Source organism: Pseudomonas sp. SMSB3 (assembly GCF_052041965.1).
Lineage (GTDB): Bacteria > Pseudomonadota > Gammaproteobacteria > Pseudomonadales > Pseudomonadaceae > Aquipseudomonas.
Genome location: NZ_JBKGGV010000013.1, coordinates 1 through 16227, shown reverse-complemented (window position 1 = coordinate 16227; position 16227 = coordinate 1). Strand labels below are relative to the sequence as shown.

The following is a 16227-nucleotide window of genomic DNA, read 5'->3' as shown; positions in this document are numbered from 1 at the left end:
ACAGTTTACGCACAGCGTAATTACCGCTCGCCAGGTTGCCTAGTAGTCGATCCGTCCGGTGTGGTTGTTCAGGGAAATGACCCGGGTCTTGCCGATGCGGTGACGAAAGATCTCGCGCAGGTACTTGATGGCCTTCTTCACGCACTCGCTCGACAGGCGGATATCGTTGATCGAGACGAAACGGCCTTTGTCACTGATCAGCTCACGGTACTTTTTTTCGTACATGGGCTTGATCGCATACCAATTGGTATCAAGAATTTTCGCCGGGTTTTCGAACTCATTGAGCAGCTGATCAATGCGTTCCTCCTGGAAGTGCTCGCTGGTGATGAAGTCGAGCATGGCATTGTCCAGGGTGTCGTCGAAGCGGTACGGCGGCCTGGCGAAGCAGCGCTTGATGAAGGCTACGATCAAGGTCAGGAAATCGTCCGACAGGCATGGACTCTTGGCGATCAGGGTGGTCAGCGACAGGTTGGCCGAGGCCCCGATCACCAGGGCATAGCGCTTGAGCGTGGTGTTGGGAAACAGGCTGTTGAGGTGGGTCTTGAGCCGGTTCAGGTCCATGTAAGAGAGCTTGTAGTCCTTGGGCAGCGAGACGATCGACACCACCGACGAGCAGTTTTTGAAGAAATGCAGGTCGTGCAAGGCAGCGGCGTCGAAGCCAGAAGCCTGATACTGCTCCAGAGCTGCGCGGTAGCGTTGCGACTCGATCGGCAGCAGGCTGATGCCTTCGATGGCCTGGGTCTGCTTGTTGAAATGCGGCAGGTCGATCGAGCGCAGAAACAGGTCGTCGATGTCCATGCGCGGTGTGTCGCGTTCGAAGACCTTGAACTTGTCGGAGCTCGGCGTCGGCGCTTCGGGCACGACCGACTCGGCATAGGCGATCGCTACAGGCCCGGCGAGGCTCATGAACAGGTCGTTGGCATCCAGGCGGATGGTTTCGCCGATGTCGATGCCGGCACGGCGGAAATAATTCTGGTCGTAGTCGGTGGTCACCGCCTGGGCGGTCAGGATGTTGAAGATCTGCTGGGAGATATACTGGTTGGCGTGTTTCTCCATGGCATTGACGTCGATGTTGTGAATCGTGCCATCGTCGCTCTGCTCGGCATAGCGCATGATGTCGTTGGAAATCAGCATCATCGCGTTCCACGGGCGGATGCGCCCCATCACGCTGGCCTCGCCGCTGTCCTCATTGGCGAAGTTGTATGAAAAATCCCACTCCTCGCTCAGGTACTTGCACAGCAGCCGCCCGGCATTGATGTGCAAGGCTTCGGACATTTCACTGCGGTTGTCAGACGCATTGGGAAGCACGCAAATGCCGCTGGTGAAGATCGGTTCGAACACGAACGAGTGACCGCTCTTGCCGTCGTTGTCTTCGACGGGTTTGGTGTCGAAGGTCTTGTTCATGTAGGCGTACTGCTGGGCCAGGCCGAACTCCGAGGCCATGCCTGAGCCAGTGCCGCCGCCGGCGCTGAAAATGTAGAAGTACAAGCGCGACTGGTTGGCCTTGATGCCGCAGGAGTCGATCAGGTAGGAATGCACCAGCTTCCACTCGGCGCTGGAGAAGCGCTGGGTTTCGCGGTTGAGGATGATCCTGGCCAAGTACTGGCCCAGAATCGGCGCGTTGCCGGCACCGCCAGCGTGGACCTCGGACAGGTCCATGATCTTCATCTTGCTGTAGTCGCGCAGAAAGCCGCCGCGCTCACCCTTGCGCGAAAAACGAATGCGCCCGGCAATGTCCTTGTCGAGGTCGCCGAGCATGACCAGCGGCTCGACCAGAAAGACCGGTTTGGCGCCTTTGTTCTGCACCAGCCGCAGGTTTTGCCGTATCCACCGCGCCGGGCTGTAGTCGGGCTCGCCCCTGGGACGGTCTTCATTGTTGAACTCATTGAGGAAAAACGTGCGCGCGTTGTACACCAGCTCCGCCACGTCCAGGGCGATATTCGAACCGCAGCGACCCAGGCCGATCAGGCACACCGATGGAAACTGCTGCTCCAGGCGCAAGGCGTCTTCGTCTTCGGCGTGCAGGGTGCTGGGAAATACCAGATCACGCAGGCCGTCGAGGTTGTCGAGAATGCTCTGGATGTCCTGTTCGGTGAAGTACAGGTACTGCTGGGGGAGCGGGCGCGAGACGCTGGCGGGCGACCGCGGATCGCTGCTGCTCGGCGCGGCTGGCAAGGCTGAAGACTCATGGGCCGCATTGGCAGAATTGTTCGCAGAGGTCATAGTGCGCCGTTTGCCTTCTAGATGGGATCGTGAGGGTTATGCCACATGGCCAGTACGGGTATAGCGCGACTGTAGCAACGGACTCTTCGGCCATGCGATAGGGGTTTCCCTTACGAGTTCTAAGGTTTTTACGCTGAATTGGCACCTGCACACCCGCTGGTGCGGGTTCTTCGATTTGCTGCCTGGAGTTGCTCATGAGTAAAGCATTGCCTTCGCTGGGGTTTGCCGGAATTGGCCTGATGGGCCTGCCGATGTGTCAACGCCTGTTGGCCGCTGGCTATCCCCTGACGGTATGGAACCGCAGCCCGGACAAATGCGCGTCGTTGCTCGCGGCCGGTGCGCGCCTGGCCAGCCATCCGGCCGAGCTGTGCCGCAGCAGCGACATGGTAGTGCTGTGCCTGGCCGATACCGCCGTCGTGCGTGAGGTGGTGTTCGGCGCGCAGGGCATCGCACAAGGCGGACGCAGCGGCCAACTGCTGATCGATTGCTCGAGCCTGGAAGCTACCGCCACCCGGGAAATGGCTGCGGAACTGGCAGCCCGGTGCGGCATGGCGTGGCTGGATGCGCCGGTCTCCGGCGGCGTCGCGGGCGCGCAAGCCGGTAGCCTGGCCATCATGGTGGGCGGCGAAGCCGCTGATCTGCAGCGTGCTCGCCCAGTGCTGCAGGTGCTCGGCCAGCGGGTTACGCACATGGGCGGGGTAGGGGCAGGGCAGGTGACCAAGACGTGCAACCAGATGATCGTGGCCTGCAATGCCCTGGTCATCGCCGAAGTGGTGGCATTGGCCGAGCGCTCAGGGGTGGACGCCAGCCTGCTGGCCGACGCCCTGGCCGGTGGTTTCGCCGACTCCAAGCCGCTGCAGATCCTTGCACCGCAGATGGCCAAGCGCCAGTTCGAACCGGTCAGATGGCACGTGCGCACGTTGCTCAAGGACTTGGACGGTGCGGTCAAGCTGTCTCGCGAACACGGCGCCGCAACGCCCGTCAGTGGCCTGGCTGCGCAGTTGATGCGCTTGCACGGTGGCCAGGGTTATCTGGAAAAGGATCCGGCGACCCTGGTGGAGCTTTATCGCAGCGAGGAGTAAGCGCCCAGGCTTGGCTGTCGAGCCGCTCGAGCAGGGCGCGCAGATCGCCCATCGGCAGTGGACGACTGAGCAGGTAGCCTTGCAGGTAGTCGCAGCCGCTACTGGCCAGAAAGTGATGCTGATCGGGCGTCTCCACGCCCTCGCTGACCACCTTCAGGTGCAGGGTGTGGGCCATCGCGATGATGGCCTGGACGATCTGCCGGTCCTTGGAGTTGGTGGGCACATCGTGCAGGAACGTGCGGTCGATCTTCAGCACGTCCAGGGGTAGACGCTTGAGGTAGGCCAACGATGAGTAGCCAGTACCGAAATCATCGATTGACAGGCCAACGCCCTGGCTACGCACGCGCTTGAGCAGGTTGACGGTGTGCTGGATATCGCCCATCAATGCATGTTCGGTGACTTCCAGTTCCAAGTACCTCGGCGCCAGGCCCGCCTGGTCCAGCGCCATCGCCACTTCGTTGGGCAGGGACTCGTGGCCCAGGGTCACCGCCGAGCAATTGACCGTGATCCTGAGGTTGGCATGGCCATGCTGGTGCAGGCGAGCCAGATCCTGACAGGCGTGGCGCAGCACCCACAAGTCGAGGTCGACGATCAGGCCATTGGTTTCGGCGACGCCGATGAACCGGTCAGGCCCCATCAAGCCATGCAGCGGGTGCTGCCAGCGCACCAGGGCTTCGAGCTTGGCCACCTGGCCGCTGGCAGCGTCGAAGATCGGTTGGTAATGCACGCACAGACCGCGCTCCTCGAGCAAAGCGATGCGCAGCTCCTCCTCCAACTGCAGGGCCAGGCTGGCCCGGCTTTTCAGCGAGCTGTTGAAAAAATGCAGGCTGTTGCGCCCGTTGCCTTTGGACTGGTAAAGGGCAAGGTCGGCGTGCTTGAGCAGCTCTTCTGCTGTCAGCCCGTCATCGGGATACAGGCTGATGCCGATGCTGGTGGTCATGACCATGCGCCGTCCACCCAGGTCGATCGGATCTTTCATCCGTTGCATGATGCGCTGGGCCAGATGACGCGCATCGTCCCGGTTGTTGAGGCTGGTCACCACACAGAATTCGTCGCCCCCCAGGCGCGCCACCAGGTCCTGGCTACGCGTCGCGGCGCTAATGTGCTCGGCGATCGCCTTGAGCAGTTCATCGCCTGCGTCATGCCCAAGGCTGTCGTTGATCCGTTTGAAGTGGTCGATGTCGAGGAACATCACCGCCAGACGACTGTGATTGGCATCCTGCTCGGCCAGACGCTCGGCGAACAGCTGGTTGAAGCCGCGGCGATTGACCAGGTTGGTCAAGGCATCGTAATGGGCAGCTTGCTGCAACGAGGCGCGGGCTTGATCCAGTTGGCTGAGCAGGACGCCGTAGCGACGCAGGTCTTCTTCCTTGCTCTGCAGCTTTTTGTCGGCCAGCGCAGCACTGATGCTGCTGCCGCTGATGAGCAAGGTGATGAAGGCCACCGTCAGGCTCAGTTGCAGGCTGTTGTCAGCAGAAGGCAGGGTAAGTGCGGTGTCGGCAGGTATGACCAGGGTCATGGCAGCCATGCCGGTGAAATGGGTAGCGACGATGCCGCTGGCCATCAATAGGCTGGCGCCATACTTCATCGCTTGATGCACGACGCCGCTGCCGTTGCGAAAAAAGCGCGCCAGCAACAGGGCACCCAGGCTGGTGATCACCGCGATGGCCGCGCTGGCCAGCAGCAGGCTGGTCTGGTAGTACTGCTGCGCGCCGGTCTGCATCGCCGCCATGCCGACGAAATGCATGAGGATGATGCCCACGCCGATCAGCACCGCGCTTTGCACATAATGATGCGCGCGCATGTCGCTGCGATCGAGGCTGGTCATGGCCAGCCACGCCGCAGCCAGTGCGATCAGCAAGGACAGGCCAGTGAGGGTGGCGTCGTAGTGCATTTCCAGCGGCGCCTGGAAGGCCAGCATGCTGATGAAATGCATGGCCCAGATGCCGCCGGCCAGGCAGCAGGCGCCCAGTAGGCGCCATTGGCGCTGGGCGGCGGCGTGGCGGCTGTGGGATTGGCGCTCGGCCATGTCGAGGGTAGCAAAGCACGCCGCGCTGGCCACGGCAAAGGCGATCACGATCAATAACGGCTCGTGGCGGCAGTCCATGACGATCTGCCCGTGTGCCGGCAGTCCGGCGAACAGTTGCAACCCCAGCCATTCCATAGCATGCCCTTTGTTCGAGTTCGCCAGATCGTCGTCGTCAACCGCGTGGGCGGTCCCGAGGCAGTATAGAAAGACGCGTCGAAAGCTTCCTCAATAATGGCACTTTGACTTCAATGATTTGGTTATGGACCAAATAGCGGCGTCGCATAACGAAAAAACCCCGCGCACCTTGCAAGGATGCGCGGGGTTCCGGGGCCAGCGAATCCAGTGCTAGCCGGCTACCAGCACGCGGATGGCTTCGAGCCGCAGGGCGGCCTTGTCCAACATGGCCAGACCTTGCTCGCGCTGCTTGCGCAGGGCGTCGATCTCGCTGTCACGCACGCTTGGGTTGACGGCCTTGAGCGCGGTGAGGCGCGCCAACTCCTCGTCAGCCTCCGCTGCCAGGCGCCGCTGGGCTTCGGCGACACGTTCGACATGGGTCGGCATGATCTTCGCTTCGCCGCCGCTGATGCGCTGGGCGAGCACGTCGCGCTGGGCCTGGATGAACTTGTTGGCGCTGGCGCGCGGTACGCTTTCAAGCTGATCGTTGAGGGTCTCGAAGGCCACGCGCGAGGCCAGGTCGTTGCCATTGGCATCGAGCAGGCAGCGCAGCGCTGCCGGGGGCAGGTAGCGACCCAGCTGCAGGCTGCGCGGGGCTACTACCTCGCTGACGAACAGCAGTTCGAGCAGTACCGTGCCGGGCTTGAGCGCCTTGTTCTTGATCAGCGCGACCGCGGTGTTGCCCATGGAACCGGACAGCACCAGGTCCATGCCGCCTTGCACCATGGGATGCTCCCAGGTCAGGAACTGCATGTCTTCGCGCGACAGTGCCTGGGCGCGATCGTAGGTGATGGTCACGCCCTCGTCATCGCCCAGCGGGAAGCTGGCATCGAGCATCTTCTCGCTTGGCTTGAGGATCAGGGCGTTCTCCGAATGGTCCTCGCTGTCGATGCCGAACGCGTCGAACAGGGTTTCCATATAGATCGGCAGGGCGAACTGATCGTCTTGCTCAAGAATCGCCTCGACCAGGGCCTGGCCTTCACCGGCGCCGCCGGAGTTGAGTTCGAGCAGGCGGTCGCGACCGCTGTGCAGCTCGGCCTCCAGGCGCTCTCGCTGTGCGCGGGCTTCGCTGACCAAGGCAGTCCAGGCCTTGGCCTCACCGCCAGCGAGCTGCGCCAGCAAGCGTGAACCGAACTGATGCTGCAGGGCGTTGCCGGTCGGGCAGGTATTGAGGAAGGCATTGAGGCCTTCGTGGTACCACTGGAACAGGCGTTCTTGGGGGCTGTCCTGCAGATAGGGCACGTGCAGCTCGATGATGTGCTGCTGACCGATACGGTCAAGACGACCGATACGCTGTTCGAGCAGGTCGGGGTGCGCCGGCAGATCGAACATCACCAGATGGTGGGCGAACTGGAAGTTACGGCCCTCGCTGCCGATCTCGGAGCAGATCAGCACTTGCGCGCCGAACTCTTCATCGGCGAAGTAGGCGGCTGCCCGATCGCGCTCGAGGATGCTCATGCCTTCGTGGAATACGCTGGCCGGAATGCCCGAGCGCACGCGCAGGGCGTCTTCCAGGTCCATGGCAGTTTCGGCATGGGCGCAGATCACCAGCACTTTGGTGCGCTTGAGCATCTTCAGGGTGTCGATCAGCCAGTCGACACGTGGATCGAAGCGCCACCAACGTTGCTCATCGGCCGTCTCGCCCTGGGCCTGGAAGGCGACTTCCGGATACAGTTCGGCGCGCTCGCCAGCGGGCAGCGCCTGGTATTGCTCCGGGTTGGCCAGCGGGTACGGGTGCAGTTGACGCTCGGGGAAGCCTTGCACCGCCGCCCGGGTATTGCGGAACAGCACACGGCCGGTGCCATGGCGATCGAGCAGCTCACGAATCAGGCGCGCGCTGGCCTGGGTGTCGCCATCGCTGACCGCTGCCAGCAGGGCTTCGCCCTCGGCGCCGAGGAACCCTTCGATGGTCGCGTGGGCCTCGGGCGACAGGCGACCTTGATCGAGCAGCTCCTGCACCGCTTCGGCCACCGGGCGATAGTTTTCGCTCTCGGCGCGGAAAGCGGCCAGGTCATGGAAGCGGTTAGGGTCGAGCAGACGCAGGCGCGCGAAGTGGCTGTCCTGGCCAAGCTGCTCAGGGGTAGCGGTCAGCAGCAGCACACCAGGAATCACTTCGGCCAATTGCTCGACCAGGGCGTATTCGGCGCTGACCTGGTCTTCATGCCATACCAGGTGGTGCGCTTCGTCGACCACCAGCAGGTCCCAACCGGCAGCGAACAGCGCGTCCTGGGCCTTTTCGTCCTCGACCAGCCACTCCAGCGCCACCAGTGCCAGTTGCGCATCCTCGAACGGGTTGCTGGCATCGCTCTCGATGAACCGCTCGGCGTCGAACAAGGCTACTTGCAGGTTGAAGCGCCGGCGCATTTCCACCAGCCACTGGTGCTGCAGGTTCTCCGGCACCAGGATCAGCACGCGGCTGGCGCGGCCAGAGAGCAGCTGGCGGTGAATCACCAGGCCGGCTTCGATGGTCTTGCCCAGGCCCACTTCGTCGGCCAGCAGAACACGTGGGGCGCTGCGGTCGGCCACTTCACGGGCAATGTGCAGCTGGTGTGCGATCGGTTGCGCGCGGCAGCCGCCCAACCCCCACAGTGCCGACTGCATCTGCTTGCTGGTGTGGTGCAGGGTGTTGTAGCGCAGGCTAAACCACGACAGCGGGTCGATCTGCCCGGCGAACAGGCGATCGCTGGCCAGGCGGAACTGGATGAAGTTCGACAGCTGGGTTTCCGGCAGGGTGCGTGGCTGGTTCTGAGCATCCAGGCCGTGGTACACCATCAGCCCGTCGATGTCCTCGACTTCACGCACGGTCAGCTTCCAGCCCTCGAAATGGGTGATCTGGTCGCCCGGCGAGAAGCGCACGCGGGTCAACGGCGCATTGCGCAGGGAATACTGGCGGGTATCGCCAGTGGCGGGATAGAGCACGGTCAGCAGGCGGCCATCCTGGGCCAGGATTGTCCCAAGGCCAAGCTCCGCTTCGCTGTCACTGATCCAGCGTTGCCCCGGTTGATACTGCTGCGCCATACTGCCTGAACTCCCGCGATGAAAAGCCGGCTATGTTAACGGATCAGGGGGGCGGACCATACCCCAGAAGTCGATCAGTCTAGCTGTTTCATCGCAGAACACCGTCTCGCTGACAAGGGTTGCGCGCCGTTATGTCGTTCACGCACCGCTGGTTGCACACCTGTATGGCCATCGGCAGCTTGTCGTTGCTGGCTGCCTGTGAACAGAAAAGCTTTGAAACCCTGCCTGCCATACCGGTCGAGCAACTCGAAGTGCTGGGTGTGCAGACGCCGCTCAAGAGCGTGCATTTTCGCGATCACGACGGCGAGGGCTTGTTGGTACTGAGCCGCAGCGACGGGCAGGCGGTGGATGCCGAGTCGGAGCAGGAAGTCGACCGGGTGGTGCTCAAGGCCACGCTCTATGGGCGTGCCGCCGAGCGCGATGCGTTTGTTCCGCGCTGGCAGATCGAACAGGAAACCACCTGCCCAGGGCTCGACCTGGACGCCGACTTCTATACCGATGTCAGCGACGTCACCGACCTGAACAAGGACGGTGTCGCCGAAGTGACCGTCGCCAGTCATGCCTACTGTGGCGGTGGCATCGACCCGCATGACATCTCCATCGAAATGCGTGAAGGGCAGAAGGTCTACACCATCACCGGCCAATCGCTGATCAGCCCGGCCGGGGAGCAGCCGATCGGCGGTGAGCGCGAAGACAGCGCCTCGCTCAAGACCGCCCCCGCGGTGCTGCGCGAGCACCTTGATGGGCTGTGGCAGCAAGTCTACAAGCGGCCCTGGAGCGAGGTCAGCGCGCCGCCAGACGATGACCCCGAGGACGATCTGCAGTAACCGCTGTCTACCTAGGCACGCTGCGTACCGATCCGCCACGCTCAAGCCGGCCTGGGGTCGGCCGATACAGGGGTACAGGAGAACTTGCATGCTGCCGCCGATCATCCCGCTCAGTGCCGCGCCCGTGACTTCGCAACAGGACCCGGTCAAACAGACCCCCGACATCAAGCCGGTGGTCCCCGTGCAGCCGTCGTCCAGCGAAAGCGCGATCGACCTCAAGCACCAGCGCGATCCGCAGGAGCAGGTATTGCTCTTGCGTGAGGAGCAGCGTCGCCAGCAAAAGCGCCGCAACCCGCGTGAAGACGAGCTCTACAGTGCTGTGCCGGGTGATGAGCTCAACGCCGACAACACCGTGCCGGTGGCACCGTTGATGGGCGAAACCCCGCGCCAGGGTCTGCTGGTGGACATCGAAGTCTGAGCGGGGGCTGGTCAGCGCGGCTAGCCGGCGGCATGATGCAGGTTCTGTAGACGGTCGAGCCCACCCATGAGCCAAGACAACCTCATCGACTTCGATGCCGAGCGCGCCAAGCGCATCCATGACCTCAAGGAAAAACGCCTGAACGAGGTGCGCCAGGCGTTCGAGCAGGCCATGCCATTGGCAGGCGCCAAGAAAAAGAAGCCCAAAGGCAAACCCAAGAAGCGCTGAAATTTGACGCAGGTCATCCCTGCGCCCGCCTCGTGAGCCCAGTTCTGGGCGAAGTTGACCCTGATCAATTTTCTCCCCCGCCAGATTGGTTACCTTGCATCCATCGGACGACGGCAAACCTATCAGGAGGCCAGCATGTTTCTCGACAACGTGGTTATCGCGGGGGTGGTAACGGTCGGGTTGATGTTCGCCTTCTTTGCCGGTCTGGGCATTTTCATCTGGAAGGACGCCAACAAGCGCAAGCCGCGCTGAGGTTCCGGATTCACGAGCACGCAAGGCATTTAGGGCGACTTCGGTCGCCCATTTTTTTGTGCGCGTGGTTTATATAGATGATTAGCTAGCTAATTAAAAAGTCGCGCATTATGCTATCTGCCGTTGTCTATCGTGTAACTAGCCACCGCGCATAAGGTTCGTCCGTGCCCATCACCCTCCAGGCGCTTTTCGCACCCAGCAGCCTTGCCATCAAATTCGCCCTCAAGACCTTGCTTGGGGGAGCCCTGGCGCTGTGGCTGGCCATGCGCTGGGGGTTGGAGCAGCCGGCGTGGGCGTTGATGACCGCGTTCATCGTCGCCCAGCCGTTGTCCGGCATGGTTGTGCAGAAGGGCTTGGCACGCCTGGCCGGCACCCTGGTGGGCACGGTCATGTCGGTGTTGTTCATCGGCCTGTTCGCGCAGACGCCGTGGTTGTTCCTGCTGGCCTTGGCCCTGTGGCTGGCGCTGTGCACCGCCGCTTCCACGCAGCTGCGCAGCGCCTGGGCCTACGCCTTCGTGCTGGCCGGCTACACCGCCGCGATCATCGCCTTGCCGGCGATCGGCAACCCGTTGCAGGTATTCGACCAGGCTGTGGCGCGCTGCACCGAGATCTCCCTGGGGATCGTTTGCGCCACTGCCAGCAGCGCCTTGATCTGGCCGCTGCGTGTCGAGCAGCAATTGACCGGGCAGGCGCGCCAGGCCTGGACCAACGGGCTGCAGGCGGCTAGCGCCATGCTCGGCGGCGAAGACGAGGCGCGCAAAGGGCTGCTCGACAGCCTCGGGCGCATCGTCGCCATCGACACCCAGCGTGAACACGCCTGGTTCGAGGGGCAGCGCGGCCGGCAGCGGGCCAGAGCGATTCGCAGCTTGAGCCACACGCTCATGGTGCTGCTGCGCATCGCCCGCTCGGTGCGCCGGCAGTGGCTGCAACTCGATGCGCATGAAGCTGCGCGGCTTGCGCCGTGGCTCGAGCAGTTGCGCACGCAGTTGCTCGACTCCGATCAAGCAGGCTTGCTGCTGTTGCGCCAGCGTCTGTGGGATGCAGCCCACGATCAGCAGATCAGCCCGGCCGAGCACTATTGCCTGGCGCGCATGACGTTGCTCCTGGATAACGCCATGGCCGCGCGCCAGTCGTTGACCGATGTCGAAGCCGGGAGGGCAGGGCGGAGCTCCGCCCAGGGGCTGGCCGTGCACCGCGACTGGTCGCTGGCCTTGCTGTTTGGCTCACGCAGTGCCCTGGCATTTCTGGCCATGAGCAGTTTCTGGCTGGCAACCGCATGGCCGTCGGCACTCGGCGGGCTGGTCTTGACCTGCGTGGTCTGCAGCTTGTTCGCCAGCCGTGAAAACGGCGCGCAGATCGGCCTGAGCTTTCTGCGCGGGATCTTGCTGGCGATCCCGGTTGCACTGTTGGTAGGGCAGATACTCCTCCCGCAGTGGAGCAGCTTCGCCATGCTGTGCCTGGGCATGGGCGTGCCGCTGGGTTTCGGCGCGCTCGGCATGGCGCATCCGCGTACCGGAGCGACGGCGACCTCCTACTGTTTGCATTTCATCGTCCTGGTAGCACCGCTCAATGCCATGACCTTCGGGGTGGCGAGCATGCTCAACAGTGCCTTAGCCATGTTGGTTGGCGTGGGCGCGGCGGTGATGGCGTTCCGTCTGCTGGTGTTTCGCCACCCTGCGTGGCTGGGGCGACGCCTGCGCGCGGCGACCATCAACGACCTGGTGCGCTTGACCCGCCGGGATTTGCGCGGCGCCGACACCTGGTTCGGCGGGCGTATGGCTGATCGGCTGATGCAACTGGCGCGGCATGCGGGCGAGTTGTCGAACCACCGGCGCAAGCGCTGGGACGATGGCCTGCATGGCTTGGACCTGGGCGATGAGCTGGTGCATCTGCGCATGTGCCTGGCGTTGGCCCAGGTGCCGTTGGCGGGTGCTGATCGCGACTACTTGCGCCAGGTCGAGGCGGTATTGGCGCAAGGGCCAGCGGCCGGCCGCGAACATCGTCTGGACAGCGCCAGCGCACGGTTCATCGAAGCGCTGCAGCAGGCGCCGGCCAGCGACCCGTTGCGCCTGGCGCAAGGTGCGGTGCTGCAGTTGAACAACAGCTGGCGCAGATGGTGCCGCTCGCAGGAGGATGCCGATGGGCTTGCGTGAATGGGCGCTGGGCGGGGTGTTGCTCAGCCCGTTTCTGATCTATGTGTTAATGGCACTGGCGTTGACCGCCGTGCTGCGCTTGTTGGTGCAGGCAACGCCGCTCGGGCGTTGGATCTGGCACGAAGCGCTGTTCGATGCGGCCTTGTTCGTGTGTGTGCTGTATCTGGTGGTGCGTCTGCTTGGGCCTTTGTGAGGAGTGATTGAATGCGTGCTGTGGTTCGCGTACTGGTGACTTTGTGCGTGGTTGCCGTCGCCGTTCTGGCGGGTTATCAACTCTGGCAGTACTACATGCTCACGCCGTGGACCCGCGATGCGCGGGTGCGTGCCGATGTGGTGGTGATCGCTCCAGACGTCTCGGGCTGGGTGCGCGAGCTGAAGGTCGAGGACAACCAGCAGGTCAAGACCGGTGATGTGCTGATGAGCATCGATCGCGAGCGGTTTCAGGCGGCGTTCGAGCAGGCCAGCGCCGTGGCTGAAACCCGCGCCCAGCAATTGCACCTGCGCGAGCGTGAGGCTGCGCGGCGCACGGCGCTGGGCCCGGAGGCGATAAGCGCGGAGCTGCGTGAAAACGCCCAGATCAACGCGGCTATCGCCCGCGGCGAGCTGCACGAGGCGCAGGCGCAATTACAGGTGGCCAAGATCAACCTGGTGCGTAGCGAGGTGCGCGCCCCGCGCAGCGGGCATATCACCAATCTGCGCCTGGCCCAGGGCAACTACGTCAATGCCGGGCAGGCGGTGATGGCGCTGGTGGACGACTCGACCTTCTATATTCAGGCGTATTTCGAGGAAACCAAGCTGCCGCGCATACGCGTGGGCGATCGCGTCAGCGTCTGGCTCATGGGCGCAGGTGAGGCCATGCAGGGCCATGTACAAAGCATCAGCCGTGGCATTACCGACAGCAACAGCAACCCCGACGGTCAACTGTTACCGGTGGTCGAGCCGACTTTCAACTGGGTACGCCTGGCGCAACGCATTCCGGTCCGCATTAAGCTCGATAGCATTCCCCAGGGCGTGCACCTGAGTGCGGGGATGACCGCCAGCGTGCAGGTCCATGAGGATCAGTCGCGGCGCTGATCGGCGCTTGCAATTTGCCACGAAAATCCTTCGCCGCACCCGCTGGGCATGCGCTAGTCTGGCGGCTGTGAGTCGTCCAGTAGAGGCGACCGCGGGCCTTGCGTGCGTTCTTTCGTTCAATTGCGAGGTTACCTCATGGCCATCACTTCTCAAGATATCTGCAGCGCAGCGGACCAACTCAAAGGCTTCGTCGGCTTTCATGGCAAGCGCGGCGAGCATATCGTGCGCTTTTCCGAAGACGCCTTCGGCATGGACGTGGCAGACGACAGCATCACCCCGTGCAGCGAATTCGTCTGGCGGGCGCAGCAGGGTACGCGCATGGCCCTGTGTCGCGAGCGCCTGGCACTGCTGCTGAGCCAGCACGTCGATGACCGGCTCAATATTGCCGAGCCACTGCGCATCTATATGCAGCGCGAGGATCTGCCGGAGATCGTGGCCGAGCGGTCATTGCGCTGAGCAGGCAGCGAACTATGCTCCACGCCAGGCAAGCCTGAGCACGGCTTATCAGGCCATTTACGGTTGATGTGATCCCGGTGGGGTAACATGAAGCCTTCGTTGTTGCTTGGAGTGTTGCTGCTTATGGCTCCCTTGGCGAGTTCCGGCGACCCCGTCGCCCCTCAGCGTGACGGGCGTTTTCACAATCAGGCCAGCCTGCCCCAGGACGGCTTCCTGAAAAAGCTGCGCATTGGCCTCAAATACCTGTTGCTGCGCAAGCCGCCAGAGACGCGGCCGGCGGGTGCGATCAGGGTGCAGGCGATGAGCCGTCAGCAGGTGCTCGATGCGCCTGACCACAGCCTGTGGCGCCTGGGCCACTCGACGGTATTGCTCAAACTGCGTGGGCGCTACTTCATCACCGACCCGGTATTCGCCGAACGGGCATCGCCGGTGCAGTGGGCCGGGCCGCTGCGCTTTCATGCCCCGTCACTGGGGCTCGATGACTTGCCGCCACTGGCTGCGGTGGTGCTCTCGCACGATCACTTCGATCACCTGGACGAACAGGCGATTCGCCGCCTGGCTTCGCGCGCCGAGCGTTTCCTGGCGCCGCTGGGCGTGGGTGACCTGTTGGTCGAGTGGGGGGTGCCGGCGGCCAAGGTCACCCAGCTTGACTGGTGGCAAGAGACCGAGGTGCACGGGGTGCGCTTTGTCGCGACACCTGCACAGCACTTCTCCGGCCGCGGGCTGTTGGACAGCAACCGCACCCTATGGGCGTCCTGGGTAATCGTCGATGAGCAAACGCGACTGTTCTTCAGTGGCGACACCGGTTACTTCGCGGGCTTTGCGCAGATTGGCGAGCGCTATGGGCCGTTCGATCTGACCTTGATCGAGACCGGTGCCTACAACGTCGCCTGGCCCAATGTGCACATGCAGCCCGAGCAGAGCCTGCAGGCGCATGTGGATCTGCGTGGGCGGTGGCTGCTGCCGATCCATAACGGCACGTTCGATCTGGCCCTGCATGCCTGGCAAGAGCCGTTCGAACGCATCGTCGCGCTGGCAGCCCAGGCCCAGGTGAAGCTCAGCACGCCGCAAATGGGAGAGCGAGTGAGCATCGATATGCCCCATGAAGGGCCGCGCTGGTGGCAACCGCACCCATCGCGCCAGGGCGAGAGCACGGTTGAGCGGTCAGTGGCGCAGCGCTGATTCAATCGCGCTCGCGCTGTTCCTGCTTGTCGTCGCTCAGCAGCTTGGACGGTGACTTGCCGCTGTCGCTGCGCACCTGGGCGTGGCTGATCAGCGCGAAGATGAAGCTGCCGCCAACGATATTGCCGGCCAAGGTCGGCAAGGCGAAGTGTAGCCAGAAGCGGCTCCAGGTCTCTTCACCGGCCCATACCAGGTAGGACACTTCCACCGAGCCCACGACGATATGGGTGAAGTCGCCCAGCGCCATCAGGTAGGTGATCATCAGGATGATCCAGATCTTGGCGTGCTCCATGGACGGAATCATCCAGACCATGGTGGCGATCATCCAGCCCGATACGATGCCCTTGGCGAACATCTGGCTCATATCGTTTTCCATGACCTTGCGCCCGACTTCCAGGAAGGCGACGTCGGTCTTGCTGTCGAAGATAGGCAGTTCCAGCATGACCCACGCCACCAGCAAGGTCCCGGCAAGGTTACCCAGCAGCACCACCCCCCACAGTCGCAGGAGGCGGCCGAGGTTACCCAGGGTAGGGGTGGTCATGACCGGCAGCACGGCAGTCAGGGTGTTCTCAGTGAACAATTGCTGGCGGGCCAGGATCACCGCCAGGAAACCCGCGCTATAGCCAAGGGCGGCGATGACCTGGGAACTTTCGCCATCGGGCAGGCGTGAATACAACAGCCCCATGGCCATCAGCGACAGGCCCATGGTCAATCCGGCGGCCAGGGCCGACCACCACAGCGCGGCCAGGGTGCGTTCCAGTTCATGGTCGCCCTGGGTACGGATGATCTCGTGCAGCACCGCGGCGCGCGGGGGCTGGTTGTCATCGATTTCCTTCTCTTCATCTGCCGACAGGCCGGGGGTCTTTTCGCTTTGCGCATCGCTCATTGCCAGTACGCTCCTAGGGGGTTTCTCTACAGAGCGGTGCTGCATGCATTTAGTTGCCGGTCAGGCGCAGGGGACGAAAATAAGTTTTTTAGATCAAGGTGTTGACTCTGATTTCAAAGCGCGTATTATTCGCCTCCTCGCAGCGTTGAACGCAACGAGGCAAGCGGTAAGTTGTTGAAGTTGAACGCTTTCGTAAGAAAGCCGCTTCGAAAAAACTTCAAAATA

General features: G+C 62.9%; 14 protein-coding genes. 10 read left to right on the top strand and 4 right to left on the bottom strand.

The genetic code is table 11. The features are described 5' to 3' along the window. Positions 1-39: 39 nt before the first annotated feature. Complete coding sequence (locus ACLEJW_RS19105; RefSeq protein WP_313456811.1) at positions 40-2223, bottom strand: hypothetical protein; 2184 nt, start codon at positions 2221-2223, stop codon at positions 40-42. A 194-nt stretch (positions 2224-2417) separates the two neighbouring features. Here ACLEJW_RS19105 and ACLEJW_RS19100 point away from each other — a divergent pair, with 194 nt between their 5' ends. Further along, on the top strand, positions 2418-3305 hold the full coding sequence (locus ACLEJW_RS19100; protein WP_440778051.1) for an NAD(P)-dependent oxidoreductase: 888 nt from the start codon (positions 2418-2420) through the stop codon (positions 3303-3305). On the opposite strand, the gene ACLEJW_RS19095 is transcribed toward ACLEJW_RS19100, so the two are convergent. Both ACLEJW_RS19095 and rapA read right to left on the bottom strand, forming a co-directional pair. After that, on the bottom strand, positions 3205-5469 hold the full coding sequence (locus tag ACLEJW_RS19095) for a putative bifunctional diguanylate cyclase/phosphodiesterase (RefSeq protein ID WP_440778050.1): 2265 nt from the start codon (positions 5467-5469) through the stop codon (positions 3205-3207). The genes ACLEJW_RS19100 and ACLEJW_RS19095 overlap by 101 nt on opposite strands. 210 nt (positions 5470-5679) lie before the next feature. Then, positions 5680-8526, bottom strand: a complete 2847-nt coding sequence (gene rapA, locus ACLEJW_RS19090; protein WP_313301929.1) for an RNA polymerase-associated protein RapA — start codon at positions 8524-8526, stop codon at positions 5680-5682. Positions 8527-8657: 131 nt separating this feature from the next. Here rapA and ACLEJW_RS19085 point away from each other — a divergent pair, with 131 nt between their 5' ends. The 9 genes from ACLEJW_RS19085 (at position 8658) to ACLEJW_RS19045 (ending at position 15116) form a co-directional block, all read left to right on the top strand. Beyond that, complete coding sequence (locus ACLEJW_RS19085) at positions 8658-9353, top strand: M949_RS01915 family surface polysaccharide biosynthesis protein (protein ID WP_145187693.1); 696 nt, start codon at positions 8658-8660, stop codon at positions 9351-9353. Between the two features lie 88 nt (positions 9354-9441). Further along, positions 9442-9771, top strand: a complete 330-nt coding sequence (locus tag ACLEJW_RS19080; RefSeq protein WP_145187690.1) for an aspartate-semialdehyde dehydrogenase — start codon at positions 9442-9444, stop codon at positions 9769-9771. Between the two features lie 66 nt (positions 9772-9837). After that, on the top strand, positions 9838-9999 hold the full coding sequence (locus ACLEJW_RS19075) for a hypothetical protein (RefSeq protein ID WP_023379090.1): 162 nt from the start codon (positions 9838-9840) through the stop codon (positions 9997-9999). Between the two features lie 135 nt (positions 10000-10134). Continuing rightward, positions 10135-10251, top strand: coding sequence for a cytochrome c oxidase subunit CcoM (gene ccoM, locus ACLEJW_RS19070; protein WP_306102582.1), 117 nt, complete (start codon positions 10135-10137; stop codon positions 10249-10251). A 164-nt stretch (positions 10252-10415) separates the two neighbouring features. Continuing rightward, positions 10416-12404 carry an FUSC family protein gene (locus ACLEJW_RS19065; protein WP_440778049.1) on the top strand — a complete coding sequence of 663 codons (1989 nt, stop codon included), beginning with the start codon at positions 10416-10418 and terminating at the stop codon, positions 12402-12404. Continuing rightward, positions 12391-12597, top strand: a complete 207-nt coding sequence (locus ACLEJW_RS19060; protein WP_145187684.1) for a DUF1656 domain-containing protein — start codon at positions 12391-12393, stop codon at positions 12595-12597. The genes ACLEJW_RS19065 and ACLEJW_RS19060 overlap by 14 nt, the downstream gene beginning before the upstream one ends. 11 nt (positions 12598-12608) lie before the next feature. Beyond that, entirely contained in the window at positions 12609-13478 is an 870-nt protein-coding gene (locus ACLEJW_RS19055) for an efflux RND transporter periplasmic adaptor subunit (protein ID WP_440778048.1), read from the top strand. A 135-nt stretch (positions 13479-13613) separates the two neighbouring features. Next, positions 13614-13934 (top strand): DUF2025 family protein, encoded by a 321-nt coding sequence (locus tag ACLEJW_RS19050; RefSeq protein ID WP_440778047.1) that lies wholly within the window; start codon positions 13614-13616, stop codon positions 13932-13934. An 87-nt stretch (positions 13935-14021) separates the two neighbouring features. After that, positions 14022-15116 carry an MBL fold metallo-hydrolase gene (locus ACLEJW_RS19045; RefSeq protein ID WP_440778046.1) on the top strand — a complete coding sequence of 365 codons (1095 nt, stop codon included), beginning with the start codon at positions 14022-14024 and terminating at the stop codon, positions 15114-15116. Position 15117: 1 nt separating this feature from the next. Here the strand turns inward: ACLEJW_RS19045 and ACLEJW_RS19040 are convergent, their stop codons facing one another. Continuing rightward, on the bottom strand, positions 15118-16002 hold the full coding sequence (locus tag ACLEJW_RS19040) for a formate/nitrite transporter family protein (RefSeq protein ID WP_145187672.1): 885 nt from the start codon (positions 16000-16002) through the stop codon (positions 15118-15120). Positions 16003-16227 lie beyond the last annotated feature (225 nt).